The organism is Kribbella sp. NPDC049227 (genome assembly GCF_043197265.1).
Taxonomy (GTDB): domain Bacteria; phylum Actinomycetota; class Actinomycetes; order Propionibacteriales; family Kribbellaceae; genus Kribbella.
This window is the reverse complement of record NZ_JBICST010000006.1, coordinates 125,388-150,993: the sequence shown is the minus strand read 5'-3', so window position 1 is coordinate 150,993 and position 25,606 is coordinate 125,388. Positions and strand designations below refer to the sequence as shown.

Below are 25,606 nucleotides of genomic sequence, written 5' to 3'. Positions count from 1 at the left end.
GCTTCGGGCAGTTACGCCGGGGCGTGTTCTTTCAGGATTGTCATGAAGGCTCGCATCCACGCGGGGTGGTCTGGCCAGGCGCGGCCGGAGACCACGTTGCCGTCGACTACCGCGTCGCCGTCGACCCATTCCGCTCCCCCGGCCTTGATGTCGAGTGCGAGCGCCGGGTACGCCGACGTCTTCCGCCCGTTCAACAGGCCGGCAGCCGCCGGGATGAGTGGTCCGTGACAGAGCTGCGCCACAGGCTTCGACTCGCCGTAGAAGTGCTTCACGATCCGCTGGCAGTCGGCGTCGTTGCGGATGTACTCCGGCGCACGCCCACCCGGGATCACCAGCGCGACGTACTCAGCCGGATCCACGTCGGCGAACGCGATATCGGCCTGCCAGGTGTGCCCGGGCTTCTCGGTGTAGGTGTCGAACCCGTCCACGAAGTCGTGCACCACGAACTGCAACTTCTTCACCGCGGGCGCCGCCACGTGGACGTCGTACCCCTCCTCGAGCAGCCGCTGGTAGGGGTAGAACACCTCCAGGTCTTCGGCGGCATCACCGGTCAGAATCAGCACCTTCGCCATCACGCCATCTCCTTCGCAGCCGGGGCTTCCACTCGCCAGCCTCTGCCGCCGACCGAAGCAGGTCAAGGGTCGGCCGACCGCGGCCCGGGCGGCCGCGAAAGTCGAGTGCCGGGCCGAATCCGAACTGGTATGGTCCGATCACGCCCCGCAGGTCCCGGTGTGCGCGTGCGGAGACCTGCCGTCAGTGGAAGGTTGGATGCGCACGTGATCATCGAGGTCTCCGATCTCACCAAGGACTTCTCACGGCCGGATGTGCGCCCGGGACGCTTCGCGGGAACGCGATCGCTGTTCACCCGGGCCCGCAAGGTCACCAGAGCGGTCGACGGGATCAGTTTCCAGATCGACGACGGTGAGTTGATCGGATTCCTCGGTCCGAACGGCGCGGGCAAATCCACCACGATCAAGATGCTCACCGGCATCCTGGTCCCCACCTCGGGCACCGTCACGGTCGCCGGCCAGGTCCCGTGGCGCGACCGGCGCCGCAACGCTCGCACCATCGGCGCGGTCTTCGGTCAGCGAACCCAGCTCTGGTACGACCTCCCGTTGCGCAACTCCTTCGAGATCATCAGGGACCTCTACACGATGGATCCGGCGACGTACCGGACCCGGCTCGGGGAGTTCACCGAGTTGCTCGACCTGGACGAGTTCATCGACACCCCGGTGCGGTCGCTCTCGCTCGGTCAGCGGATGCGCGGCGATCTGGTCGCCGCCATGCTGTACGCCCCGCGGATCCTGTATCTCGACGAGCCGACGGTCGGACTCGATGTCGTTGCCAAGGGCAAGATCCGGGAGTTCGTCGCGGAGATCAACGCCGGCCGCGGTACGACGGTCATCCTGACCACCCACGACATGGACGACGTCGAGCGGCTCTGCCGGCGGGTGGTGATCATCGACCACGGCAAGATCCTGTACGAGGGCGACGTCGGGATGCTCAAGGCGCAGTACGTCACCAGCCGGGACGTCGTGGTGCACTGCACGGACTTCGACGCCACCACGATCTCGTCCCCGTTCGCGGAGGTGGTCTCGGCCGACACCTTCAAGGCGACGCTGCGGTTCGACCCGGACGCGACGGCCGCGCCGAAGGTCGTCCACGACCTCACCTCGCGCTACCCGATCACCGACCTGTCCCTGCTCGAGCCGGACCTGGAGGACGTGATCCGGCAGCTGTACACGGAACGGACGCCGGTGGCCGCACGCAGTACGGGCGACTGATGCCGGTCGACACACTGAGCACCCGCCTGACCGGGCTTCGCGGTTTCTACCGGGCCGGGTACCAGTCGGTCCTCGCCTACCGCGCGGACCTTCTGTTCGGGATCGTCGGGCTGGTCATCCAGGCGACTCTGACCGTGGTCGTCTGGCGCGTTCTGTTCGTAGGGCACGACCAGGTCGCGGGAATCGGGAGCGCCACCGCGGTCGCGTACGCCGTACTCGCCGCCTGTCTTCAGGCCGTCGTCATGCCCTGGCAGTTCTCGTCACTCCCGCTACGAGTCATGCGCGGTCAGATCGGCGTGGACATGATCCGGCCGCGGTCGCTGATCAGCCAGAACCTGGCCCAGGCCGGCGGCACGATGGTCGGCAGACTTCCGCTCGGGGCAGCGGGCCTGGCCACCGGCCTCGCCCTCGGAGCGGTGAAGGCGCCGAACACTGTGCTCGACCTGCTGGCCTCGGTCGTGTCGATGGCGCTCGGTGTCGCGAACATCATGACCATCAATCTGCTGGTGTCCATGACCGCGTTCTGGACGCTCGAGATCGGCGGCATCATGATCCTCTACCGGTTCGGGTCGGCGTTCCTGTCCGGCGCCTTGATCCCACCGTGGTTCATGCCGGAGTGGCTGCAACCGATCATCAGCTGGCTTCCGTTCCAGGCGCAGATCTACGCACCGCTGTCCATCTGGTTCGGGACCAGGCATGGGGCCGACCTGGTCGGCACGCTCGCGGTCCAGCTCGGCTGGGTGGTGGTGCTCTTCCTGCTCCTGCAACTGGTCTGGCGCCGAGCCGTCCACAAGGTGGTGGTGCTCGGTGGCTGAGCTGGTCACGACCTTGTCCGCGGTCCGGGAGGATCTGCGCGCGAGCCGGATCCTGCTGAGGGCCGGCTGGCGTGCGGCGATGAGCTATCGCATCAGCTTCCTCTCGGCGATCCTCGGCGGGATGGTGCTGCAGGGTACGCAACTGTTGTTCATCGGGGTCCTGCTGGCGAAGTTCAACGTCATCGACGGCTGGCGACTGAACGACATCGCCTTCCTGTTCGGGATGCGGCTGGCCGCGCATGCGTTCTACGTGGTGCCGTTCGGTGCGCTGCTCTCGATCGACCAGGCGATCCAGCAAGGCGATGTCGACCGTTACCTGCTGCGCCCGGCCGGACTCTATCTGCAGGTCGTGACCCGCTACGCGCCACTCATGGCCCTCGGCGACGCGCTGCTCGGGTTCGGAGCGCTGGCGGTCTTCGCCCCTCAGGCCTCGGTGGACTGGACGCCGGAAAAGGTGGCGTTCCTGATCGCCGCGGTGGTCGGTGGAGGCCTGGTCGAGACCGGCATGCAAACCTTCCTGGCCGGGCTCTCCTTCCGGATGACCTCCACCATGTCGCTGCGGATCCTCGCCGACGACACCATCACGCGGTTCAGCGGCTACCCGCTGACAATGTTCAGCCGCTGGGGATTCCTGTCCCTCACCTTCGTTTTTCCGATGGCGTTCATCGCCTACCTGCCGGCCACCGTGCTCCTCGGTCGAACCGACGACCTGCCGATACCCGCCTGGCTGGCCTATCTCTCACCGGCCGGCGGACTGGTCGTCTTCGCCATCGGTCTCGTCTTCTTCAACCGGATGATCCGGAGCTACAACAGCCCGGGCAGTTGAGGCCGCCGGAACCCCGGTTGATCGCACTCGGTCATGGTCAGAGCACGGGCCGTTCGCGTCGCGATTCTCCCTGCTGGAAACGCCTATTTGAGGCTTCCCGCAGGCCGTCCGCCGTGCCAATCTGCTGCTGTCGACAGGGCGGGCTGGAGGTGCGCCGAGAAATGAGCCTGGCAAGTCAATCGATGGTCCTTGTCACTGCGATTCGCCTGGCCAATGGTCGTGACGATGTGGACGGTGTGACGACCGTCCGATGGGAGGGCAATGCGGGGCCGGAGGAAAGCTCTATCGGCGATCTCGTGCTCTGGATCGCCCGGTCGCGGGGGCATGCGTACCTCCAATGGCCCAGCGGACAGCGCGGGCCGCGCCTGCACGTAGCCAACCATCCGACGCGACGCTCGGTGCGCAGCGGCCTGACGGCCGACGGCAGCGACGGTCTACTGTCCTTACCGCGGTTCTGACGCTGGTTGTCCACAGCAATGACCCTCCGGGTCGCCGGCGGAGTCGTCCTGCCGCACGGCGCCCGGCCTGGTCCACTGCGGCACGGGACGGCCGTCCTTGGCCCACCAGGTGTGGGTCCGGGACTGCGGCCAGCCCGCCGGCGAGTCCTCCCACGCTTCCTGACGGCCGTACACCGTCAGATCGAGCAGGTGAGCCTGCGTCATGATCGTCTCGACACCCCGGCCGATCGTCTCGCCGGTCAGGAACACCCGATCGCCGATCCTCAGGTAGCAGGCGATGTTGCCGGGGTCGTCGAGCAGGCCCGGCCCGACGCCGGGGTCCTCGACGCCCGCCATCGAGTACCACGGCAACGTGTAGCCCATGAACTCACGGAACGGGGCGATCTCCTCCCAGGGTCCTGCGCAGAACACCGCGAAGGACACGCCGCGATGGTTCAGATAGCTGGCGTCGTGGACGTCGAAGATCGAGGCGGTACACCCCTCGCACTGACCTTCGATCCCCTTGCCGGTATGCCACATGTGCTTGTAGGCGATGAGTTGGTCGCGGCCATCGAACACGTCCAGCAGCGAGACCTGCCCGCCCTCGCCGACCAGGCTCGCCGAGGCGTCCACCTCGGTCATCGGCAGCCGGCGCCGGGCCGCGGCGATCGCGTCGCCCTCACGGGTGTGGGCCTTCTCCCTCGTCAGCAGGCCCCGGCGTTCGCGCAGGAAGGTCTCCCGGTCGACGATCGGTGGCGTGGCGGTCGCTTCGGTCATGGCGTGGTCCTTTCGGTTGGTGCTGTCAGAAGGTTGGACGAGCGACCCGCCGAATCGTCATCGCTCTTTTTCGCCCCAGTTGGTCGACGGCGCCGTTGATACCGTGAGCCGCATGACGAGCGCCGCGGCCGACGACCGGTTCCGGGACGCGTTCGACGAGCACCGGCGCTCACTGCACGCGCACTGCTACCGGCTCGCAGGCAACGTCGCCGACGCGGACGACCTGGTGCAGGAGACCTTCCTGCGCGCCTGGCGCTCGCGCGCGCAGTACGAGGGCCGGGCGGCGATCCGGACCTGGCTCTACCGGATCTCCACCAACGTCTATCTCGACCACCACAAGGCAGCGGCGCGGCGGACCGTACCGGCGGGCGACCCGCTCGAGTGGTGTACCGATATCGGGCCCTACCCCGACTCCGTGCCGAGCGAGGACCCACAGTCCGGTCTGGTGGCGCGGGAGACGGTCGAACTCGCGCTGATCGCCGCGCTGATGTATCTACCGCCACGGCAACGCGCGGCGTTCGTCCTCCGCGACGTGTCGGGCTGGACGGCGGCCGAGATCGCCGAGGCCCTCGAACTCGCGGTGCCCGCGGTGAACAGTCTGATCCAGCGCGCCCGCCGGACGATTCGCCGGAACGCTCCGGGCGATCCGCGGCAATGGCGCCGACCGGCGCTGACCGCTGAGGACGAGGAGATCCTGCGCCGATATGCGGCCGCGACCGACCCTGCGGTTCTCCGCGAGTTGCTGGCCGACGACGTACGCATCACGATGCCGCCGGACGCACCGGTCATCGGGATCGATGCCGTTGCCGAGTTCCTGACCAGGCCGCTGGACTGGCGAACGTTCCCGTCCGCCGCCAACGGCCGCCCTGCCCTGATCTGCTATCTGCGCAGCCCCGGCAGCGATCAGTACGACGCCTTGGTCGTCGACGTCCTCACCATCGAGAACGGCCGGATCGTGGAGAGCAACGCCTTCGTCGGACCGCACCACGTGGCCGTCTTCGGCATGCCACCCGCCGTACCGCCCGTCAGTCGGTGAACGCGTTGCGCATCGACACCAGCTCGATGCCCCGCTCCTCGATCGCCTTGCGGACCTCCGGGTCGGTCACGATCTCCTGGTCCGACAGCCGGTACTCCTCGGCCCACCGGTAGGTGTACGTGCCGGGCGAGGTCATCGCCGCGAGTTCCGGATGGGCGGCGGCGCAGTGCGTGACCAAGAGATGTACGCCGGGCGTCAGGCCGGCGATGTGGTCGAGCATCCACGCCTTCTTGCCGTCCGCCTCCCGGTCGCTCAAGGTCACGATCGAGGCGAACCGCCGCGACTCCACCGGGCCGTAGATGAACGGCTTGCCGGCGGCGTTCGACACCTCGTCGTACGCCGACTCCTGCGCGGACTGCCCCATGTGGACGTCCAGGTAGTCGATCGAGAGCCCTTCCGCGGCGAACTTCGCCACCTGGGCGGACAGCTCGCGGACGGAATCGTCATGGGTGATCGAAGCCCGCGCCGCATCGACCGTGCGGAGGAACGTTCCGTCATCACCGACCAGCGACGGTCCATCGGTCAGCGGCCGCCACCGCAGGAAGTCCCATTCGCAGGTCAGGGTCTGATGCACGCCGAGCGGGATCCCGGACTCCCGCGCCAGCGCCGCGGCCTCGGTGAACCAGGGGCACGCGGCCATGGTGGAGGCCTGCGTCAGGATCCCCTCCCGGAAGGCCTCCATCGTGCCGACGTTGACGGCATGACACATACCGAAGTCGTCACCTTGAACAATGAGCCTGATGTCACCAGCCACGCGCACTCCTCAGATCAGCGGACGAACCCGAGGACGACCGTACCCCCGCACTCAGGACCTCAGTCCACCTGTGTCAGACGGGACCGGCCGGGGTGGGGGCCGGTTCGGGGTGTGGAGGTCTGGCGAGGAACTCGAGGATCGCCAGCCCGACCACGAGGAGGGCCGCCAGCACCAGGACGTCCTTCCCGGTCGGCCGGTCGATGAACACGAAGACGAGTCCGGCCAGCGCGACCAGCGCGAGCCGCAGGATGGTCAGGTTGGCATGCACCCACGTTCCGACCGGGCCGGTGCGCAGGCCGGCGGCCTCGCCGTGCTGGCGCAGCCAGCCGATCCCGGTGTGGAAGCCGTGCCGGGTTCGGACCGCGGTGGCCGAGGGCCCTGTGAAGAACGCTGCCGCGGCAACCACCAGGCCGACCACGAGGACAGTCCGCAGTCCGGCCCGGATGAACCGGACCAGGGTGTCGAACACCGTCGCCGCGGTGGTCGCCGACACGGTGCCAGGAAGCCGATCGAGGTACGCCGTGCGGAGCAGCGTGATCACGATCCCGAGCAGGAGCATCGACGCGGCCACGCCGAGCCCGGCACCGACCAACGCGCGGCGGTGACCGGGTGCGACGTACACGCCGAGCAGGATCAGGCCGATGGCGACGAAGGGCAGCGCCGTACCGACTCGTTCGAGCAGCCGGTAGGCGTCCTGCGCCCGGGCCAGGTCACGCGAGGAGAACACCTCGAACTGGGGGCTGACGTTCGGCACCCGTTCCGCGGCCGTGAAACCGGCCGAGACCAGACCGTCCTTCGCCGCGGCCACGAACGCCCCGAGGTTGATGCTCACCACTCCCTGGCTGACGCTGACCGACCGGCTTCCCTCTCCGCTCAGCGCTGCCACCATCTGCTCATGGGCGACGCGAACCGCGGTCACCCACGCCCCCTGGAACCTGTCACTGGAGACGACCTCGCCGACCTTGTCCCGGACGAAACCGCGGATGGCGCCGGCCAGCGGCACCGACAGCCCGCGGAGCTGGTTGGCGACCAGCGGCGACAGCCCTCGCTCGGCCAGCAGATCCACCGTCTGCCTGGTGATCGCGGCCACGTCGACGTACCTGAAGATCTCGGCGGTGACCCGGTCGGCGACCGCGTTCTGGACGCTCGGGTCAGCCGCCAGCGGAGTCACGTTCGCCACGAAGCGGTCGGTGTCGGTCACCTGGTTGCGGGCCCAGACGCCGACCACGGACAGCGGCATCAGCACGCAACCGACCAGGATCAGCAGCACCGCCAGAGGCGACCGCCAGCCGATCCGGCGCCGCCGGGCCGCCACCTGCGCCCGCAATCGCTCGAGCTCGGCCCGCTCGTCCGCTGTGAGAGCAGCGTCCGGGGCCGGGCCGGGTGCGGCGTCCCCGGCCGGGGTCGATCCGCCGGCTGGTTTCCCGAACGCGTCGCTCATGAACCGTCCCTTCGTGGCTCGACAACTCGAGCCTGACCAGACCGGGCGGTGGCTTCCTCCCCCGCGCCGGGTGAACCAGGCACCGATTCACGGTCCGGGCCGGAGCTCATCCATGCCGGGTGATCCCAGACGGCCGCCGGACCGCGACCGTGGTCCCGAGAGCGACAGATCGGCGCGACAGCGAAGGGATGCAGTCATGAGTTTCTGGGACATCATCTGGTTCATCATCGTCACGTTCGCGTTCGTCGCGTACCTGATGGTGCTGTTCCACATCATCACGGACATCTTCCGCGACAAGTCGCTCGCGGGATGGGCCAAGGCCCTCTGGGTGATCTGTCTGGTCTTCTTCCCGCTACTGACCGCGCTGGTCTACCTGATCGCCCGCGGCAGGGGTATGGCGGAGCGCCAGGCGGCGGCGTGGGGAAGCGCGAAGGCCGCGCAGGACGAGTACATCAAGTCGGTCGCCGGGTCCTCGTCGCCGGCCGAGCAGATCAGCCAGGCACAGCAACTCCTCAGCGCGGGCACGATCAACCAGACGGAGTTCGACGCCCTGAAGGCCAAGGCCCTCGCCTAGTGACTGCTGCCGACCCGATGCTTCGACGCCTCAGGCTCACCGGACTCGCGACCACCGTCGCGGTCCTCGCGGTCGCTTGCGGTACGACGACGACGCCGGCGCCACCTGCCGCCACGACCACCGCGACGCCAGAGGCTGCGACTACCGGCACCTCGGCGCCGATAGATCTCGCTGCCATGCGGGCGGACGAGCAGTCCGCCGTCAGGGCGGTGGACACCTACTGGCGCACGCACTTCTCCGAGCACTTCGACGGCCAGTACCAGAGCCCTCGGGTGGAGGGCAGCTACGTCGGTGCGAACGGACCGCAGTGCGGAGGAGAACCGTCGGTGCCGTTCAATGCGTTCTACTGCGGGCCGGGCGACTTCCTCGCGTGGGACGAGCAGCTGATGGAAGCCGGCTACAGCCAGATCGGGGACGCCTGGATCTACCTGATCATCGCCCACGAGTGGGGCCATGCGATCCAGGCCAGGCTGAACCGGGACCAGGTCTCCGTCCAGGCGGAACTGCAGGCGGACTGCCTGGCCGGCGCCGCGCTCCAGGGCGCCGCGAAGGACGGCCTGATCGAGATCGAGCCCGGCGACAGCGAGGAGCTCGCCAAGACGCTGGCCGCTGTCGCCGACGACTACCCGTGGACCAACGAGAGCGATCACGGCAACGCTCAGGAGCGGACGTCGGCCTTCAACACCGGAGTACAAGGAGGAGTGCAGGCCTGCGCCTGAACCGGCCGTCAGGTACGGCGTTCGTCGCGCTCCGCGAGCGCCGCACCGAGCTGGGCACCGACGACCGCCGAGGCGACGACCAGGAGAGCGAGGACGACGAGCCACGAGATCAGCGCGATCGCGACACCGATCACGCCGTACCGGTCTGTGTTGCGCTCGATCAGGTGCGGTACGTACACCGCGCCCGCCGAGCTGACCGCCACCTGAGCCACCGCGCTGGCAACGGCACCCGGGAACAGCAGGCGCCAGGACACCCGGCCGCTGAGCAGCAGCCGGCTGGCGAGCCACCACCCTGGAATCGCCGTGCAGAGCTGAGCGATCACGGTGATGAGGCTCCCGGCCGGCAGGTCGTTGGCAAGACTCGCCAGGTAGCCCAGCAGGAGCAGGGCGATGAGGATGAGGAGAGCACCCTCGATGCCGTTGACCGTCCTGCGCAGCCCGCGCGCAGGCAGGTCCCACGCGAGTTCGTAGGTCCGCTGGACCGATCGCGCGAAGCTGCTCGCGGCGATCAGCACGGTGAGCACGCTCAGGACGGTCAGACCGCCGGTGCCGGCCGGCGGCCTTCCGAACAGGGTCCGGACAGCATCCGCGGACGAGCCGGTCAGCGAGAATCTGTCGATCACCCAGTCACCGACCGCCAGCGAGTCGGAACTGCTGAACAACGTCGCCAGCACGATCATCAGCGGAATCAGCGCGATGAAGGCCTGCCCCGCCAGCGTCAGCGCCCGGTCGTAGAACCTGATCTCGATCGAGGCGACCACGATTCGCCAGACGATGCTCCGCCGCACGGCCCGCACCACCCGCAGTACCAGCGGATGCTCGGCCCATCGGCTCACCGCGGGTCCCAGCTCTCACCCATCGCACCGCTCCCCCGGGCACATGCATCACCGATCTACGACGCTATGCGGGACCGCCGACGCAGTACTCCTCCATGAGGGGTGAGGACGCGCGGGGCTAATGCGCCCGGGCGACCGCCTGGATGGCTCGGAGCCGACCGTCGGACAGCGCGTCGCTGAGGTTCTTCACCCGGTCGCGGAAGTTGGGGACGAACGCGTGCAGCCCGAGCGGATTGGGTGGCAGTGACTGCATCGCCCGCATCATGGCGCCGACTTGCTCGGTCAGATCGGTCCAGCGCTCGACGGTGAATCCGGCCGGCTCGATCGCGGCACGCAGGGCTGCCGGCGTACTCAGATGGGTGTGCTCGGGTAGGTCGGCCCACGGCAACGGGTACTCGAGTCGGCGCTCGTCGCCGGCGGCGATGTCCCACACGGCGAGCTGACCGCCGACCCTCAGAACACGCCTCGCCTCCTGGTAGAGGCGGTCCTTGGCGGCCACGTTCATCTGGACGTGCTGGCTGAAAACGACGTCGAACGACGAGTCGTCGAAAGGCAGCGCGGTCACGTCCCCCTGCCGTACGACGATCCTGTCGTCCAGGCCGACGAGACCGTTGAGCCAGCGGGCGGTGTCGCAGTACTCCTCGGACAGGTCGACCGCCGTCACCGCGCAGCCGACACGGGCCGCGAGGTAGCGCGCGGTTCCGCCGATGCCTGTGCCGGCGTCCAGCACCTCACTGTCCTGGGTGAGCTCGACCAGGTCGACCAGCTGTGCGGTCACGAGCCGACCGCCGGTGTGGTAATCCTCGAGCAGCGCCAGATCGGCGGCCTCGAGCCCGTCCAGGTCTTTGCCAGCGGCAACGAGGGCCCGCTCGATGGCAGCCTGGGACTTGCCGGTCACGTACTGGGCCGGAAGTGCGTCTGTCATGCCTCCTCCACTCCGTGGCGGGACGCGATGTCGGCGATCGCGGTGGCCAGGAGATCCGCATGTTCGCTGGTGGTCAGGTGGCCGCCCGGGAAGGTGATGATCCGGGCTTCGGGCACCCTTTCCCGAGTGGCCGTGATCTGGCGGTGCTCGTACGGGTCTTCGGTGCTGCCTCCGACGTACAAGGGCACCGTGCCGTTCAGTTCTCGCGCGATCGCGGCGAAGTCCCAGCGCGCAGCGTTGCGGCGGTGTTCCTTGACGAAGCCTGCACCGTCGTGGAGGAACATCGCTCCGTCGCGGCGGGTCAGGGCCGACCAGAGTTCCTTCAGTTCGGTCTCGGTCGGGTCGTAGTCGCGGGAGTACATGCGGGCCTGCTTCCAGCCCCGGACGAACGACGTGAACGAGCGTTGCAAACTCCGCGCGCCGAGGGCACCGAGAGGAGACCTGAGCATCGGAGTGCCTTGCCACGGATGCGTATGTGCGTCGGCGAACAAGCCGCCGTTCACCATGAAGACCGCGGCGATCTCCGGCCCGGTCCGGCGGCGCAGGAGTTCCAGAAGTGCCAGCGAGCTGTAGTCGAAAGTGACCACGACGGTACGACGCACGCCGTGGTGCCGCCACAAGGCGTCGACGAGATCGGCCCGTCCGACCGTGGAATGCGGGTAGTGCTTGGGCTTGTCCGAATCCCCTTGCCCGACGGGGTCGACGTACAGGCGTGGACCGAGGCCCGCGGGGAGCAGACGATCCACCTGCGCCCAGCCGTACGAACCGTCCGGGAATCCGGGCAGCATCGTCAGCCACACCGCATCCCCGGCTGTCGGCGTCGCGCGCTCGAAGACTTTCAGCACCCCGGGTTTCGTGGCGGTCTCCTCGTCGGTCAGTACACGTGCGGACCCGGCGTCGTACCAGATCCGCCGGCCGCCTGCGAACCATGCGTCCGCGGTCACCCACGGCGTGTCGGTAGTCGTCTCCATGTGGGAGCCCTCCCTGGAAGTTAAGTGGACACCGTCCACATTAGCTCGGCTTGGTGGACAGTGTCCACATTGATAACCTGAGCCGGTGAGCATCGGCGAGGAAGCACCACGATCGCGGCGGCGCCCGCGAGGCGACGTACGCGCCGGCCTGGTCGCGGCCGGGGTCGAGCTGGCTCGCACGGGCGGCCCTGACGCGGTCGTCCTGCGCGAAGCGACCCGGATCGTCGGCGTCGTACCCAACGCCGCCTACCGGCACTTCGCCGACCGCGACGAGCTGCTCGCCGAGGTCTGCACCGTGGCCATGAACGAGCTGGCCGACCGCATGGCCGCGGATATCGCTCGCGTCCGCGGCAAGCGCGGGAATCCCGGTGCGGCCCAACGGCGGCTGGGCGCGATCGGAACGGCGTACCTGCGGTTCGCGCACGAGGAGCCCGGGCTGTTCGCCACCGCGTTCGCTGTGCCGCAGCAGCACGGCTACAACGACCGCACTCCCCTGGGTCTGCTGCGCGACGCGTTGGACGAGCTGGTGGAAGCCGGCGTCCTCGATCCGCAGCGACGCGAGGGCATCGAGTACCCCATCTGGTCCATCGTTCACGGAACCGCCGTACTCACCGGCCAGGGCCCACTCCGCGATGCACCCGACGTCCGCCAGATCGAAACCCTCAGCCTGGCCTTCATCGCCAACAGCCTCGCGTAACGACCGCGTTAGGCTGGCTTGGGCGACGTCGATCTGGAGGCCGCGATGGATGCTGATGCCAAGCAGCGCGTCAAGGACGCGCTGATCGCTCAGGCGGAGGCGGGGCTCCGGTCGTCGCGGGCGAGTGTGGCGGAGCACGACTCCGCCGCGATGCTGGACTCCGACGCGGCAGATTCGGTCGACGACCTGTCCCAGTCCGGCGAGGCCGCTGACCTCGGCGGGCTGCTCGACGACGTCGAGGCCCGGCAGCAGCGGATCCTGACCCACATCAAGGCGCTCGACTTCGGGGTCAAGACGACCGTGGCGCCAGGCGCACTCGTCGGCTTCGACGGGGATCGGTACGTCGTCGGTGTGGTCGCTGAAGCGTTCGAGTGCGACGGCGTCACGTACGAAGGGCTCTCCTCCGACTCACCGATCTACGCGTCGCTGAAGGGGCTGGGGGTCGGCGACACGTTCAGCTTCGGCGGCCGCGAACACCGCGTCGACTTCCTCGCCTGACTCAAGCTCGGCGGCCGCAGAGCTCCTGGGCGATGTGTTCACCGATCGGCAGGCACGCCGTCGCGGCTGGGGACGGCGCGTTGAGGACATGCAGTGTCCGGCCGTCACGCAGGAACAGGAAGTCGTCGACGAGTTGCCCCTGCTTCGTCACCGCCTGAGCACGGACCCCCGAGCCTGCCCGCCGTACGTCGGCCACCTGCAGGTCGGGCAACATCCGCTGCGCGGCGCGGACCAGGGCCTTCCCGGTGAGTGAGCGCAGGAATTCCTGTGCCCCGGTCTTGCCGTATCGCCGCGCGAGTCGCCAGGAGCCTCGGTAGGTCAACGACTCCCACAGGTCCCTCGGCACGATCTTCGCCCAGCGGTAACCCTCCCGAGCCAGCGCCGGTACGGCGTTGGGCCCGATGTGCACCGTGTCGTCGATACCGCGGGTCAGGTGCACTCCCAGGAACGGCAGATCCGGGTCAGGCACCGGATACACGAGTCCCTTCACCAGATAGTCACGCTCCGGCACGATCTCGCTGTACTCACCGCGGAACGGCAGGATCCGCACGCCTGGCTCGAGACCCGAGGCCCGAGCGAGCCGATCACTGTGCAGGCCGGCACAGACCGCGACCCGATCCGCCTCGATCACCCCGTCCGTCGTCTGCACCCGCACGACCGAGCCGGCACTCTGGACCGAGGTGACCGTCACACCGGTGCGGATCTCGCCACCCTCCGCCCGAACGTCGTCGGCCAGCGCACGCGACACCAACTTGAAGTCCACCCGCCCGGTCGAGTCGACGGCCAGCGCACCCCTCACTCGCAGGTGCGGCTCCCGCTCCCTGACCTCGTCGAGGGTCAGCCGCCGTACCGGCACGCCATTCTCATGCCCTCTGGCGAACAGCCGGTCGAGCTGCACCATCTCGGCCTCGGTCGTGGCGACCACGAGCTTCCCGGGGACATCCACCGGAATCTCCTTGGCCTCGCAGTACTCTCGCAACGCTGCCCCGCCGGACACCGCCAGCCGCGCCTTGAGCGATCCAGGTTTGTAGTACAACCCCGAGTGAATGACGCCCGAGTTGTGTCCGGTCTGATGGGCCGCGACCGCGGACTCCTTCTCCAGCACGACAACCGGCGTACCCGGATCCAGCCGCTGCAAAGCCCGCGCCACCGCCAGCCCTACAACACCCCCACCAACCACTACCGCCGACCCCATCAGGCCTCCCGTGCCTAGACATCCCGGACAAAAGAACCACCGACCCACCCCCGAGATACAGCCCGCGAGCTGGTGATCCGCCACAGTCACAGTAGGTGATCAGTCTGCCTGGATGTGGTGAGCAACCCAGGTCAGATCCCCCGTCCGACCCAGCTGGCACAACAGGCCGGTAGGTCTCATCCAAGCGGGGTGAGGCGCTGGCGCGGCGTGGAGGGAGAGCATCCAGGTGCGGCCCGCTGCTGGTTGCGGCCGGCGGACGCAGCGAGAGGAGAGGGCAGACATGGCTGAGGGTGGTGGGAAGAAACTGGCCGGCTTCGTGGTTTTCGCCGGCGCGTTGCTCATGGTGGAGGGCCTGATCAATGTGGTCCACGGGCTCACCGCTCTGCTCTCCGACGAGCGGCTGGGAATGCACCAGGAAAGGCTCGTCATCGTGAACGTGACGGCCTGGGGATGGGTGGTCCTGATCTCCGGGCTGCTCCTCATCCCCATCGGCGGCGCCCTGCTGACAGGAGCCCCCTGGTCCCGGATCGCCGGGATCGTGGTCGTCAGCCTGCACGCGGTGACGCAGATCGCGTGGCTCAGCGCCTATCCCGTCTGGGCGGTGCTGATGCTCGCGCTGGACGTTATCGTCCTGTACGCCCTGACCGCCCGGTGGTCCGAGGTGCAAGACAGCCTGGGCGGCGTAGGCGACGCCCCCTGGAGCGCGATGGAAGGCCCCGAATACTCACAGGCCGATCGCGGCCCAGCCCCTCCACACGTCTGACAGCCCCGGCCACCCAGACGAGCGCACCCGCCGGCCCGGACGCAGGCTGGCGGGTGACATCTGCGCACCCGGCGAGCGTCGGTGTCAGCCGCCGGCCTCCACGTTCGAAGCGTAGCCCCGCGTTCTCGGCGAGTCGTTGACAAGTGTCTGGGTGCGGATCAGTGTCTGAAGAAGGCTGCTCCAGGGGGAAACACTATGCCAGCTTCAGGGGAGATTTCTGTTGCGGAGAGCGCTCCTAAGGAAGTCAAGGATCGCTCGAAGAAGGAGGCCAGGACGCCGCAGTTCGACGCGACTGTCGGCGTACCGGATATCAAGGTGCCGAAGCGGAGTGGGACGCCCAAGCATCGGCTGGTGGCGATCGGGGATTCGCTGACGCACGGGTTCCAGAGTGGGGCGGTGTTCAACACCGACATCTCCTACCCGGCCATCATCGCCTACGAGCTCGGGTGGCTCGACAAGTTCCGCTATCCGCGCTATCCCGGGTACGGCGGCCTGCCGTTGAACATGGAGCTTCTTCTCCGTGAGTTGGCGGATCGCTTCGGCGCCGAGCTGAACCTTTTCGAAGTTCCGCTGGCGCTGTTCGCGGCCAGGTCGTGGATGGGCAAGCTCGAGGACTACTACGAACGTGGCGACGGCAGCCACGTGCCGGTGACCAGCGGGTACAACCACGCCTTGGCCGTGTACGGCTGGGATCTGCGCGACGCGCTCGCGAAGACCTTTGACACCTGCGCCGCAAGGATCGGCTCGCCCCGCGACGATCTGATTCACCAGATAGTCCAGAACCACAACGATCGGGCTGCCCTGTCCGTCTATCCGAACGGGTCGGACGAGGATCGGAAGCTGACTCTCTTCCAAGTCGCGGCCAAGCTGGGAGACGACAAGGAGGATGCCGAGTGCGGCATCGAGACTCTGATCGTCTTTCTGGGCGCCAACAACGCGCTGAAATGCGTGACCCAACTGCGCGTCGGCTGGAGCGGTGACGACTACCGGGATCTCGGCAAGAAGGAGCAGTACACGGTCTGGCAACCAACTCATTTCGCCGCCGAGTTCGCGGAGATCGTCGACGAGATCAAGAAGATCAACGCCCGGCACGTCATCCTCTGCACCGTCCCGCATGTGACGATCCCGCCGATCAGCCGCGGCATCGGCACGAAGATCCAGCCGGGTTCTCGGTACTTCCCGCACTACACCAGACCGTGGGTGCGCGACGAGGACTTCGACCCGCGCCAGGACAAGTCCATCACCGGTCCGGAAGCGTTCGCGGTGGATGTCGCGATCGACATGTTCAACCAGACCATCGAGGACGCCGTACGCGCTGCCCGCAAAGGAAACCCGGCGCGCGACTGGTACCTGCTGGACGCCGCCGGCCTGCTCGACCGGATGGCTTCCCGCCGCTTCATCACCGATCCCAACGCGCGACCGGACTGGTGGACGCCGTACCCACTGCCGCCCGCCCTGAAAGCGCTGCAACCCGTCGTCGACTCGCGGTACCTCGCCAGTGACGGGCGAGGCGGACGTGCGGCCGGCGGCCTCTTCTCACTCGACGGCGTCCATCCGACCACGGTCGCCTACGGCATCCTCGCCCAGGAGACGATCAACATCCTCCGCCTCGCGGGCGTCCCCTTCACCACCCCGAACGGCACGCCGCGCCCGGACCCCGTCAACGTCGACTTCGACCGCCTAATCCGCCTCGACACCCTGGTCCAACACCCACCCGAGAACGTCACCCCGACCCTCGACATCCTCAGCTGGGCCGACGAGAAACTCGACTGGGCCAAACGAGCGCTCACCTTCCTCAGCTGAAACTCCCAGCTTGCACCCGGGGGTACGGCGGCCCGCGTGCGCGACTGGATACGCTAGGCACGACATGGACGGTTCTCGATCGCTGCAGCGGCTTGTTGCGCGCGGCCTGATGCTGGTCGCGGCGCTGGTATCGGTGTGCGCGTTCCACAGCGCGTCGCTGGACTCGTCTTCTCCTGTGGCTACGGGGACCGGTGTCCTCGCGTCGGCGCAGGAACAGTTGGCCGGGCCGATGCACCTCGATCTGAACGAGGTTCCGGCGACGTACGCGTCGGCTGAGCAGCACGCGCATCCCGCCGCGGTGGTTCTGCTGGGGATGTCCCTGTCGCTCTTGCTCCTCGGGCTGATTGCCCGGGCATCGCGAGTCGTCGCGGTGCGTGATGGCTGCGGTTCCTCGGCCGGTGGCAGGTCGTTGTCCGCGTCAGGTCCACCGAGGCCGGCGACTCCTTCGTTGACTCAGTTGCGGATCTCGCGCACGTAGGCCGGGCACGTGCCGGTGGCTGGTGGTTGCCGGCCGCCCCTTGTCCTGTGCTGCTGTGCCGCTGCCTCGCGTCCAGCGGCCGATCTCGCATACCCACTCCTCGAAGGACCTTTCATGCCTCCTCATGTCCGTACTCCGCGCCGTTTCGGCCTCGCCACTCTCCTTGCCGTGTGCGGCCTGACCATCGCCGGTTGCGGCGGTGACGCCGGATCCTCGGCCGATCCGAGTCCAACAGTCATCACCAACTCCTCAACCTCTCCCTCGAGTACGCCGCCCGCGTCCGCGGAGCCCTCGGCGACCGCAACGCCTGTGGCCGACACAACCGCACAGGTCACCATCAAGGCCGGCAAGGTTTCCACCGCCGGCGGCGCGGTGGTCAAGGCGAAGGCCGGTCAGAAGGTGCGGATCGTCGCGACCAGCGACGTCGCCGAATCACTCCACGTCCACGGCTACGACAAGACCCTGGACCTGAAGCCGGGCAAATCCGCGTCGCTGGAGTTCGTCGCCGACACCAAGGGGTCGTTCGAGGTCGAGACCCACGAGAGTGGCGACCTCGCCTTCCGGTTGCAGGTGTCGTGAACATCGTTGCCTCGACCGCCATGGTTCCGCTGCACGGCATCGGCGGCCGCCAGGACCTGCCTGTGCCGTTCGGTTTCGCGGTCGTGGGTGGCGCTGTGGCGATCACGTTGTCCTTCGTGATCCTCGGTCTGGCGTGGCGCACTCCGAAGTACCGGGGCGCCCGTGCCGGTACGCCGCTGCCCGCCGCGGTGACGCGTGCCGTCGACTCGGGCTGGTTCCGCTGGGCGGTGCGCAGCGTCGGCCTGGCGGTGTTCGCGTACGCCGGAGTCGCGCTCCTGTTCGGTGTCGACCGGCTGACCAATCCGATCTTCGGGTTCGTCTACATCCTGGTCTGGGTCGGTCTGGTGCCGCTCTCGCTGATCCTCGGGCCGATCTGGAGGACGCTGAATCCGCTGCGCACGCTGCACCTGCTGGCCTGCCGGGTCCTGCGTCACGACCCGGCCAAGGGCCTGTTCGACCTGTCGCCACGGGTCGGGGTCTGGCCTGCGGCGGCCGGGATCGTCGCGTTCGCGTGGCTCGAACTGGTCGCGCCCGACCGCGCCACGGTGGTCGTCGTACAGTCCTGGCTGGCGCTGTATGTGGTGATCATGGGATTCGGCGCGGTGCTGTTCGGCCAAGCCTGGTTCGCCGCCGCCGATCCGTTCGAGGTCTACGCCACGTTGATGGCGAAGCTCTCGCCGTGGGGTCGGCGGCGCAGCGACGGCGCGATCGTCGTCCGGCGACCGCTCGAGAATCTCGACAGCCTGACGCCTCGTCCCGGTCTCGTGGCACTGGTCGCCGGGTTGCTCGGCTCGACGGCGTACGACGGATTCTCCAACTCCACGGTGTGGATCGCGTGGGCACAGAACTCCAGGTACTCCATGACGCTGCTCGGCACTCTCGCTCTGTTCGCGTTCGTGCTGTTCGTGCTCGTGACCTTTGCGGGCGCCACCGTCCTGGCCGGCCGGATCTCGAACAGTTCCCGGACCGCGCTGCCCGGGTTGTTCGCGCACTCCGTCGTACCGATCGTGCTCGGCTACGTCATCGCGCACTACTTCACGCTGCTGTGGCTGGAGGGCCAGCGCACGGTCATCCTGCTCAGCGACCCGCTCAGCGATGGCGCCAATGTCTTCGGCACCGGACTGCTCGGTGTGAACGACGGCATCGTCAATCACACCGGCGTGATCGCCACCGTCCAGGTCGGAGCTGTGGTTGTCGGCCACCTGCTGGGTGTCGTGTCCGCTCACGACCGCGCCGTCTCGCTGTTCCCACGTGCCAACGCCCTCGCGGGGCAGATCCCGCTGCTGGTGGTGATGGTCGCCTACACCACCGGCGGCCTCCTGCTGCTCTTCTCCGAATAGGCGCCTCAACTCAGAAACGAGAACGCTATGGGTACCAACACCCGAATCTCCGTAGGCATCGCCGCGGCCTTCGCCGTCGTGATCGCCGTCATTCTCGCCGTCAGCGCCGGCAGCGGTGATCCCGCTCCGGCATCCGGACCTGGTGCAGCCGCTGCCGACGAACGCCTCGTCCGTCCCGACAGTCACCGGCTCGGCACCGCATCGGACAACAAGGTCACCTTCGTGGAGTTCCTCGACTTCGAATGTGAGTCGTGCCGCGCTGCATTCCCGGCCGTCGAGCAACTCCGCAAGGACTACGCCGGCAAGGTGACTTTCGTGGTGCGGTACTTCCCGATTCCCTCGCATTTCAACGCCGAACGGGCCGCCCGCGCTGTCGAAGCCGCCGCCCAGCAGGGCAAGTTCGAGGCGATGTACCAGAAGATGTACGAAACCCAGACCGAGTGGGGCGAGCAGCGGGTCCCCGCCGATGAACGGTTCCGCGGCTTCGCCAAGGATCTCGGCCTCGACCTGGCCGCCTGGGACAACGCCTACAACGACCCGGCCACGCTCGAACGAGTCAAGAAGGATGTCGCCGACGGCGAAGCGCTCGGCGTCTCCGGTACTCCGACCTTCTTTCTCAACGGCGAGAAGCTCCAGCCGGAATCGGCGCAAGACCTGATCGCGAGCATCGATGCCGCGCTCGAGTAACCGGCCCGATGCGATGACACGTACGCCGGCTCCCCCGCTCGACGAGATGCCGTTCCCAGCCCTGCTGCCGCGGTTGCTGCTGGTCGGTGGGGCCCTCGGCCTGACCGCGGCGGTCGTTCTCACGGTCGAGAAGATCGCCCTGCTGCGCGATCCGGCGTACGTTCCGTCGTGCAGCATCAACCCGATACTGTCCTGCGGCTCGGTGATGACCACGCCGCAGGCCGAGGCCTTCGGCGTACCGAACTCGCTGCTCGGTATCGCCGGATTCGCCATCGTCACGACCGTCGGAGCGGCGCTGATGGCCGGCGCAGCGTTTCACCGATGGTTCTGGCTCGGTCTCCAGGCAGGTGCCACATTCGGCGTGGTGTTCGTGCATTGGCTGATCTTCCAGAGCCTGTACCGAATCGGTGCCCTGTGCCCCTACTGCATGGCTGTCTGGGCAGTCACGATCCCCATCTTCTGGTACGTCACCCTCCACAACCTCAACAGTGCGAGGGCTCACCGAGAAGCGACCGCCTTCTTGACGCGGTACCACGCTGTGGTGGTCACCCTCTGGTCCGTCCTCGTCCTCACCTTGATCCTCGAGCGCTTCTGGACGTATTGGCGAACCCTGGTGTGACGGTGGCTGGTCGATTCAGAGTTCGCCGCCCATCGCGTTGGCGAGGCCGTCTCGGGTGAGGCCGAGGCGGTTCAGCATCTCCGCATCCGCGTCGTTGTCGGGGTCGAACTGATCCGGCAACTGGTCTGCGACCGACTCGGCGACATCGGGTCCGTAGGCGCGGCGAATGATCGCAAGGGCCTCGGCCTTCGTGAGAACCGCCATGATTCCTACCTTTCAAGGGCTTGGGCGCGATCGCCCGCCCACCGTTGGCTCCTGGCAGACCTGTTCACGTCAGGTGTAGCACGCCGTGTCGATCTGGCGGCCCCTCGTTCGACGCACTGACAGGCGAGGTGATCGACCAACGAGAGAGGAAGCTCCCATGCCTTCATTCATCGAGCGCTTCCGCGCGCACAGACGACGGCTGCTGGCCACTGCGCTGGCGGCCGTCGCGGTGGCGAGTGGACTCACACTGGGTACTACGCCAGCACCCTCCGCCGCACTGGTAGGTGACAGCTCACTGTCCTGGACGCCTTGTCCCGGAGTACCCGAGCCGTCCCTTGGGCTGGAATGCACCACGGTTCGTGTCCCACTGAACTACGCAAAACCTGCCGGCGAGACCATCGAGATCGCGGTCTCGCGGCTGCCGAGCACCAACCCTGCTCGCCGGCGCGGCGTGCTGTTCCTGAACATCGGCGGCCAAGGTGACTCGCAGGCGGCGCTGCCACTCACGCTGGTGTCGCTGGGCCTTCCTGCCAGTGTGCGGGAGAGCTACGACCTCATCGAATTCGACCCGCGCGGCATCGGACGCAGTACGCCGCTCACCTGCAACCTGCGGCCCGACCAGGCGGCCACCCTGATCCCGCCGCCGTACGCACGGACGGCTGCGGACGTCGACCAGCGCGCCGCCGACGCCCGGCAGATCGCCGAGCAGTGCGCGCAGTCCAGCACCGCGCATCTGCTGCCGTACATCACCAACACCAACGTCGCGAGGGACATGGACCGGATCCGCCAGGCTCTCGGCGAGCAGCGGATCTCCTACCTCGGGTACTCGCACGGAACCTACCTCGGCACGCTCTACGCCGCGCTCTTCCCGAACCGCACCGACCGGATGGTCTTCGACAGCGTCAGCGGTCTCGGTGGGCTCGATGCCGTCGGCGCTCGGAGGTGGGGCCTGGGATTCGAACTGCGGTTCCCGGACTTTGCGCGGTGGGCCGCAGCTCAGGACGCGACGTACGGACTCGGTGCCACCCCGGCACAGGTGCGGACGCGGTACCTGCAGATTGTCGACAAGCTCGACCAGGAACCGGTCGCCGGAATCAGCGGGACTGCTCTGCGCGCCATGACGTACGGGATGCTGTTCAGCGATTCGATCTTCCCGGCCCTGGCGTCGGCCCTGCAGGCACTCGCCGACGGCCAGGCACCGCAGCTGCCGCCTCCACCCGCGGGCGGAGACTTCTCCGGCATGCTGGCGCTGGTCTGCAACTCCCCCGGTTGGTCTCGGGACATCGACACCTACCAGCGCCACGTGGCTGTCGACCGGGTTCGCTACCCGCTGTTCGGCCCGGCGGCGGCCAGCGTCTGGCCGTGTGCGTTCTGGCCGGCCAAGCCTGAGCCGCGAGTAGACATCAGCAAAGCAGGATCGTCGACAATCCTGCTGGTGAACAATCTGCGCGATCCCGCCACGCCGTACGTCGGTGCCGTCGAACTGCACCAGAAGCTCGGTGCGCGATCCCGCCTGATCACCGTCGACCAAGGCGGCCACCTGTCCTACCTCTTCGGCAACAACACGTGCACCAACAACATCGCGACCACCTTCCTGGTCGACGGCAAGCGCCCACCACGAGACTCGTTCTGCCCCGGCACCTGACGCTCGCTCCCGGGCAGCGGTGCGGAATCAACCAACCGCACCGCTGCCCAGGCGTTGGCTGAGATCACGCAGGAAACGGGACGACGTGCCTGTTTGGTCTAGGTACCCACGGCGCCGGTAGAACGTGTGTGCGTCCTGGCGGTGGTCCGCGCTGGTGACCTCCATGCGTATGCATCCATGACTTGCAGCGAACGATTCCGCCGCCGCCACCAGCTGACCGCCGATGCCCTGGCCGCGTGCGTGAGTTGACACGACCAGAGCCATGATCCGGCCCGACGAGCCGGTGAGCTGGAAGAACGGACAGATGTGGACCGCCACCAGGCCGAGAAGGTTGCCGTCAGCATCGGCAACGTAGGCTGCGCTCGATGGGTCGTCACCCCAGGTCTTGATCCTGGTTCCTGTTGTCGCGGTGCCATCCTGGGCATACCCGAGCTGCTCAAGCAGTTCGTTGACGGCCGCCGCATCGGTCGTATGTGCCGGTCTGATCTGCACGCTCTCCCCGGTCAACTAGGCGATGAGAACATCGAAATAGGTGTCTGGAAAAGGCTCGTCCCGCAGGGTGTAGTGCCACCATTCGCAGTCGTAGGAGCTGAACCCGCTGGCTTCCATGACCGAGCGGAGGTGGCTGCGGTTTGCCGCTTCGACCGGCGTGATTCCCTCGGCTCCATGGTGCGAGACGGAATCCATCAGGTCGTGGTCACCGCCCATGGAGGCGAGTTCACCGGTGGTCAGGTGATAGAGGGTCAGGTCAACAGTGCTGCCTCGGGTGTGACCCGACCTGGCGGCCACATATCCCCTGTCGAACATCTCGGCCCTGTCGATCTTCGGATAGTGCCGTCGCTTCGTCCGCCCATCCTCCGGTTGCTTCGACCAGCGCAGAAAGCTGTCCACGGCGCGCTGAGGGCGATAGCCGTCCCAGAGAAGCAAGCCGAAACCAAGGGAAGCGGCCGACTCTTGCGCTCTCCCCAGGGCCGCGCACATGGCCGTCGTACCGACAATTCGATTGGCCAGATACCCGTCGACCGGCTTGCCTGTGAAGTTGTCCCAGGTGGCGTACTTGGCATCCCACCGTACGCCGGGGACGAACTCGTCCACAAAGACAAGGGCAGCTGTCATCGGATCTTCCCTGTCACCGCCAGCGACACCATGCCGTCGATCACCTCGGCCATCGGCATCCCGGCGGCGGCCATCATCCGCGGATAACGGCTGTACGACGTCATGCCAGGGAACGTGTTGACCTCGTTGAGGACCACCTCACCGGCTTCGGTGAGGAACATGTCCACCCGGGCGATTCCCCTGCAGCGCAAGGCGCGATAGATGGCCTTCGCCGTCTCCTGAACGAGCGAACGCGCCTCCGCCGAGATGTCAGCTGGAACGATCGGCGTCGAGTTGTCAGAACCGGTCTCGGGCGAATTCTCCTGATGGATCCGGAAGAAACCGTGAGTCAGCGCGATCCGATCCACCTCCCCAACCACCAGCTCCAGCTCGTTCCCCAGCACGGCGCATCCGACCTCGCTGCCGACGACAGCCGCTTCGATCAACACCTTCGAGTCGTACTGCCGTGCGAATTCCATTGCGCTCGGCAACTCTTCCTTGCGGGACACCTTGCTAACACCGAAGGACGAGCCCGAACGGGCCGGCTTGACGAAGACCGGATAGGTGAACTGGTCGGCGTCGATGTTCTCGTCCGCCGAGACGGTCCAGAACTCCGGCGTAGCGATCCCCGCGCTGCCGGCGACGATGTAGGCCAGGGACTTGTCCATGCACAGGGCGGAAGCTTGGATGTCGCACCCCGCGTAGGGGATGCCGGAGAGCTCCAGGAGACCCTGAATCGCCCCGTCCTCGCCGAGTTTGCCGTGCAGAACGGGCAACACCACGTCCAGGCTGATCGTCTCGTATCGTCCCTGCTCCAGGACCAGTAGTCCGTGGACGCCTCGGTCCGGCGACAGGACGACCGGACGGCTGTCACGGGTCTCCCAACCTACGTCGGGGCCGTCACAGAGCATCCACGCGCCGCTCGTCGTGATCCCGATGTAGTACGGTTCGTACTTTTCCGTATCGAGGTGTCGTGCGATCTCTTGCGCAGATTTGACGGAGATGGGGTGTTCTTCGGAACAGCCGCCGAACAGAATGCCGATCTTCATATCCATTGCTGCTTTCTGTGTTCGAACGCGAGGCAGTTTGTCAGAGAGTTCTCGACGGTGTCGCTCAGGGCACGGTCGGTGTAGTAGGCAGTGTGCGGACTGATCAGCACAGTGGGCAGTTCGTGGAGTCGCAGCAACAACTTGCTGTCGATGGGTTCGTTTCTGCGGTCGGCGTAGAAGATTGCTTCCTCCCCTTCGAGGACGTCCAGCGCCGCGGCGCCGATGCTGCCGCTTTCCAGCGCTGGGACAAGGGCCTCGGTGTCGATCAGAGCGCCGCGCCCGGTGTTGACGATGAACGCGCCGTACTTCATCTGCTTGATACGTTCGCGATTCAAGAGATGGTGCGTGTCCGCGGTGAGCGGCGTATGGAGCGTGACGATGTCGCTGTGCTCGAGCAGTTCGTCGAGTCGTACGAAGTTGGCACCCGCCCTGGGGCGCTTGTCATACGCCAGGACACGGCAGCCGAAGCCTCGTAGCCTGTCCATGACTGCGGTGCCGATGCGACCCGTTCCGATGACCCCGACAGTCAGGTCGCGGAGTTCTTTCCCGCGCACCTCATTCAGTCGGTAATCATGAACATCGACACGGCGCATGATGGATTTCGCATCGCGCACCGCCATCAACATGAGCATCAGCGTGTAGTCGGCCACACTGTCGGGTGAATAGTCGACATTCTCGACGAGGATCCCGATGCTCTCGGCGTACTTCACGTCGACGTGGTTGTATCCGACGCTTCTCGTGGAGACGTACTCCACGCCGGCCCGGCTGAGCGCCAGCAGAGTGGGGTTGGTGATCCGAGTCTTGTGACCGACACTGATGCAGCGATTTCCGGAGGCCAGGTCGGCGTTCGCTTCGGATACCGCCGCTGCTGTGATGGTCGGCATGACGCCAAAACGCGGTGCCAACTCGCGGAACAGAACCGCCTCGTCCTGCCCGCATCCAAAGATCGTGATTCCTGTGCGCGGGGCGGCCGAGGTGGACGACGCCAGCCATCGAGCGAGTGCCGCTGGTTCGCTGTAGGTCATGCCACCTAGTCAAAGGGGCACGGTGTTGTCCGCC

At 67.1% G+C, this 25,606-nt stretch carries 29 protein-coding genes; 16 read left to right on the top strand and 13 right to left on the bottom strand.

From position 1 onward, the window contains the following. Nucleotides 1-11: 11 nt before the first annotated feature. On the bottom strand, nucleotides 12-572 hold the full coding sequence (locus tag ACGFH6_RS26725) for a DJ-1/PfpI family protein (RefSeq protein ID WP_131515570.1): 561 nt from the start codon (nucleotides 570-572) through the stop codon (nucleotides 12-14). A gap of 204 nt (nucleotides 573-776) precedes the next feature. Here ACGFH6_RS26725 and ACGFH6_RS26720 point away from each other — a divergent pair, with 204 nt between their 5' ends. From ACGFH6_RS26720 to ACGFH6_RS26710, 3 genes are read left to right on the top strand one after another with little or no spacing between them, the layout of a single operon-like run. Next, nucleotides 777-1,784, top strand: a complete 1,008-nt coding sequence (locus tag ACGFH6_RS26720; protein WP_393389127.1) for an ATP-binding cassette domain-containing protein — start codon at nucleotides 777-779, stop codon at nucleotides 1,782-1,784. Continuing rightward, complete coding sequence (locus ACGFH6_RS26715; protein ID WP_393389124.1) at nucleotides 1,784-2,599, top strand: ABC transporter permease; 816 nt, start codon at nucleotides 1,784-1,786, stop codon at nucleotides 2,597-2,599. The genes ACGFH6_RS26720 and ACGFH6_RS26715 overlap by 1 nt, the downstream gene beginning before the upstream one ends. Further along, nucleotides 2,592-3,425, top strand: a complete 834-nt coding sequence (locus ACGFH6_RS26710) for an ABC transporter permease (RefSeq protein WP_393389122.1) — start codon at nucleotides 2,592-2,594, stop codon at nucleotides 3,423-3,425. The genes ACGFH6_RS26715 and ACGFH6_RS26710 overlap by 8 nt, the downstream gene beginning before the upstream one ends. 443 nt (nucleotides 3,426-3,868) lie before the next feature. On the opposite strand, the gene ACGFH6_RS26705 is transcribed toward ACGFH6_RS26710, so the two are convergent. After that, the gene (locus ACGFH6_RS26705) at nucleotides 3,869-4,639 is read right to left on the bottom strand and encodes a DUF899 family protein (RefSeq protein ID WP_393389119.1); all 771 of its coding nucleotides are present in this window, start codon (nucleotides 4,637-4,639) and stop codon (nucleotides 3,869-3,871) included. A 112-nt stretch (nucleotides 4,640-4,751) separates the two neighbouring features. Between ACGFH6_RS26705 and ACGFH6_RS26700 the strand changes: the two genes are divergently transcribed. Beyond that, nucleotides 4,752-5,675: an RNA polymerase subunit sigma-70 gene (locus tag ACGFH6_RS26700; RefSeq protein WP_393389117.1), complete on the top strand. Its 924-nt coding sequence runs from the start codon at nucleotides 4,752-4,754 to the stop codon at nucleotides 5,673-5,675. Here ACGFH6_RS26700 and ACGFH6_RS26695 read toward each other — a convergent pair. Together ACGFH6_RS26695 and ACGFH6_RS26690 are read right to left on the bottom strand one after the other, a co-directional pair. Continuing rightward, a complete protein-coding gene (locus ACGFH6_RS26695; protein ID WP_393389114.1) occupies nucleotides 5,665-6,429 on the bottom strand; it encodes a carbohydrate deacetylase in 765 nt (254 codons plus the stop codon). The two genes, ACGFH6_RS26700 and ACGFH6_RS26695, sit on opposite strands and share 11 nt — an antisense overlap. 73 nt (nucleotides 6,430-6,502) lie before the next feature. After that, a complete protein-coding gene (locus ACGFH6_RS26690) occupies nucleotides 6,503-7,870 on the bottom strand; it encodes a hypothetical protein (protein WP_393389113.1) in 1,368 nt (455 codons plus the stop codon). 196 nt (nucleotides 7,871-8,066) lie between these two features. On the opposite strand from ACGFH6_RS26690, the gene ACGFH6_RS26685 reads away from it, so the two are divergent. Continuing rightward, nucleotides 8,067-8,444: a PLDc N-terminal domain-containing protein gene (locus ACGFH6_RS26685; protein ID WP_393389110.1), complete on the top strand. Its 378-nt coding sequence runs from the start codon at nucleotides 8,067-8,069 to the stop codon at nucleotides 8,442-8,444. A 17-nt stretch (nucleotides 8,445-8,461) separates the two neighbouring features. Continuing rightward, nucleotides 8,462-9,163 carry a neutral zinc metallopeptidase gene (locus tag ACGFH6_RS26680; RefSeq protein ID WP_393389108.1) on the top strand — a complete coding sequence of 234 codons (702 nt, stop codon included), beginning with the start codon at nucleotides 8,462-8,464 and terminating at the stop codon, nucleotides 9,161-9,163. 8 nt (nucleotides 9,164-9,171) lie between these two features. Here ACGFH6_RS26680 and ACGFH6_RS26675 read toward each other — a convergent pair whose 3' ends face one another. From ACGFH6_RS26675 to ACGFH6_RS26665, 3 genes are all read right to left on the bottom strand, one after another. Then, nucleotides 9,172-9,999, bottom strand: coding sequence for a YhjD/YihY/BrkB family envelope integrity protein (locus ACGFH6_RS26675; RefSeq protein ID WP_393389106.1), 828 nt, complete (start codon nucleotides 9,997-9,999; stop codon nucleotides 9,172-9,174). Between the two features lie 118 nt (nucleotides 10,000-10,117). Beyond that, the gene (locus ACGFH6_RS26670; protein ID WP_393389104.1) at nucleotides 10,118-10,924 is read right to left on the bottom strand and encodes a methyltransferase domain-containing protein; all 807 of its coding nucleotides are present in this window, start codon (nucleotides 10,922-10,924) and stop codon (nucleotides 10,118-10,120) included. Next, entirely contained in the window at nucleotides 10,921-11,895 is a 975-nt protein-coding gene (locus ACGFH6_RS26665; protein ID WP_393389101.1) for an alpha/beta fold hydrolase, read from the bottom strand. The genes ACGFH6_RS26670 and ACGFH6_RS26665 overlap by 4 nt, the downstream gene beginning before the upstream one ends. A 91-nt stretch (nucleotides 11,896-11,986) precedes the next feature. On the opposite strand from ACGFH6_RS26665, the gene ACGFH6_RS26660 reads away from it, so the two are divergent. Continuing rightward, the gene (locus ACGFH6_RS26660; RefSeq protein ID WP_393390550.1) at nucleotides 11,987-12,592 is read left to right on the top strand and encodes a TetR/AcrR family transcriptional regulator; all 606 of its coding nucleotides are present in this window, start codon (nucleotides 11,987-11,989) and stop codon (nucleotides 12,590-12,592) included. Between the two features lie 45 nt (nucleotides 12,593-12,637). Then, complete coding sequence (locus ACGFH6_RS26655; protein ID WP_393389099.1) at nucleotides 12,638-13,090, top strand: hypothetical protein; 453 nt, start codon at nucleotides 12,638-12,640, stop codon at nucleotides 13,088-13,090. Between the two features lies 1 nt (nucleotide 13,091). Here the strand turns inward: ACGFH6_RS26655 and lhgO are convergent, their stop codons facing one another. Further along, complete coding sequence (gene lhgO / locus ACGFH6_RS26650) at nucleotides 13,092-14,285, bottom strand: L-2-hydroxyglutarate oxidase (RefSeq protein ID WP_393389096.1); 1,194 nt, start codon at nucleotides 14,283-14,285, stop codon at nucleotides 13,092-13,094. Between the two features lie 280 nt (nucleotides 14,286-14,565). Here lhgO and ACGFH6_RS26645 point away from each other — a divergent pair, with 280 nt between their 5' ends. The 7 genes from ACGFH6_RS26645 to ACGFH6_RS26615 all read left to right on the top strand — a co-directional run bounded on the left by ACGFH6_RS26645 (nucleotide 14,566) and on the right by ACGFH6_RS26615 (nucleotide 20,554). Then, complete coding sequence (locus ACGFH6_RS26645) at nucleotides 14,566-15,048, top strand: hypothetical protein (protein ID WP_393389093.1); 483 nt, start codon at nucleotides 14,566-14,568, stop codon at nucleotides 15,046-15,048. Between the two features lie 195 nt (nucleotides 15,049-15,243). Further along, complete coding sequence (locus tag ACGFH6_RS26640) at nucleotides 15,244-16,851, top strand: hypothetical protein (protein WP_393389090.1); 1,608 nt, start codon at nucleotides 15,244-15,246, stop codon at nucleotides 16,849-16,851. Between the two features lie 64 nt (nucleotides 16,852-16,915). Continuing rightward, entirely contained in the window at nucleotides 16,916-17,329 is a 414-nt protein-coding gene (locus ACGFH6_RS26635) for a hypothetical protein (protein WP_393389087.1), read from the top strand. 114 nt (nucleotides 17,330-17,443) lie between these two features. Beyond that, nucleotides 17,444-17,908 carry a hypothetical protein gene (locus ACGFH6_RS26630; RefSeq protein WP_393389084.1) on the top strand — a complete coding sequence of 155 codons (465 nt, stop codon included), beginning with the start codon at nucleotides 17,444-17,446 and terminating at the stop codon, nucleotides 17,906-17,908. Beyond that, a complete protein-coding gene (locus ACGFH6_RS26625) occupies nucleotides 17,905-19,248 on the top strand; it encodes a hypothetical protein (protein WP_393389081.1) in 1,344 nt (447 codons plus the stop codon). Before ACGFH6_RS26630 ends, ACGFH6_RS26625 begins: the two co-directional genes overlap by 4 nt. A 27-nt stretch (nucleotides 19,249-19,275) precedes the next feature. Then, nucleotides 19,276-19,935 (top strand): DsbA family protein, encoded by a 660-nt coding sequence (locus ACGFH6_RS26620; protein WP_393389078.1) that lies wholly within the window; start codon nucleotides 19,276-19,278, stop codon nucleotides 19,933-19,935. Then, the gene (locus ACGFH6_RS26615; RefSeq protein WP_393389075.1) at nucleotides 19,919-20,554 is read left to right on the top strand and encodes a vitamin K epoxide reductase family protein; all 636 of its coding nucleotides are present in this window, start codon (nucleotides 19,919-19,921) and stop codon (nucleotides 20,552-20,554) included. The genes ACGFH6_RS26620 and ACGFH6_RS26615 overlap by 17 nt, the downstream gene beginning before the upstream one ends. 15 nt (nucleotides 20,555-20,569) lie before the next feature. On the opposite strand, the gene ACGFH6_RS26610 is transcribed toward ACGFH6_RS26615, so the two are convergent. Then, complete coding sequence (locus ACGFH6_RS26610; RefSeq protein ID WP_393389072.1) at nucleotides 20,570-20,758, bottom strand: hypothetical protein; 189 nt, start codon at nucleotides 20,756-20,758, stop codon at nucleotides 20,570-20,572. 157 nt (nucleotides 20,759-20,915) lie between these two features. Here ACGFH6_RS26610 and ACGFH6_RS26605 point away from each other — a divergent pair, with 157 nt between their 5' ends. Continuing rightward, on the top strand, nucleotides 20,916-22,403 hold the full coding sequence (locus ACGFH6_RS26605) for an alpha/beta hydrolase (RefSeq protein ID WP_393389070.1): 1,488 nt from the start codon (nucleotides 20,916-20,918) through the stop codon (nucleotides 22,401-22,403). Nucleotides 22,404-22,430: 27 nt separating this feature from the next. On the opposite strand, the gene ACGFH6_RS26600 is transcribed toward ACGFH6_RS26605, so the two are convergent. The 4 genes from ACGFH6_RS26600 to vanH are packed head-to-tail and all read right to left on the bottom strand — an operon-like array spanning nucleotide 22,431 to nucleotide 25,572. After that, nucleotides 22,431-22,895, bottom strand: coding sequence for a GNAT family N-acetyltransferase (locus ACGFH6_RS26600; RefSeq protein ID WP_393389067.1), 465 nt, complete (start codon nucleotides 22,893-22,895; stop codon nucleotides 22,431-22,433). A gap of 15 nt (nucleotides 22,896-22,910) precedes the next feature. After that, complete coding sequence (gene vanX / locus ACGFH6_RS26595; RefSeq protein ID WP_393389064.1) at nucleotides 22,911-23,519, bottom strand: D-Ala-D-Ala dipeptidase VanX; 609 nt, start codon at nucleotides 23,517-23,519, stop codon at nucleotides 22,911-22,913. After that, entirely contained in the window at nucleotides 23,516-24,553 is a 1,038-nt protein-coding gene (gene vanA / locus ACGFH6_RS26590) for a D-alanine--(R)-lactate ligase (protein ID WP_393389062.1), read from the bottom strand. Before vanA ends, vanX begins: the two co-directional genes overlap by 4 nt. Beyond that, nucleotides 24,544-25,572, bottom strand: coding sequence for a D-lactate dehydrogenase VanH (vanH, locus tag ACGFH6_RS26585; RefSeq protein ID WP_393389061.1), 1,029 nt, complete (start codon nucleotides 25,570-25,572; stop codon nucleotides 24,544-24,546). Before vanH ends, vanA begins: the two co-directional genes overlap by 10 nt. Between the last annotated feature and the right edge of the window lie 34 nt (nucleotides 25,573-25,606).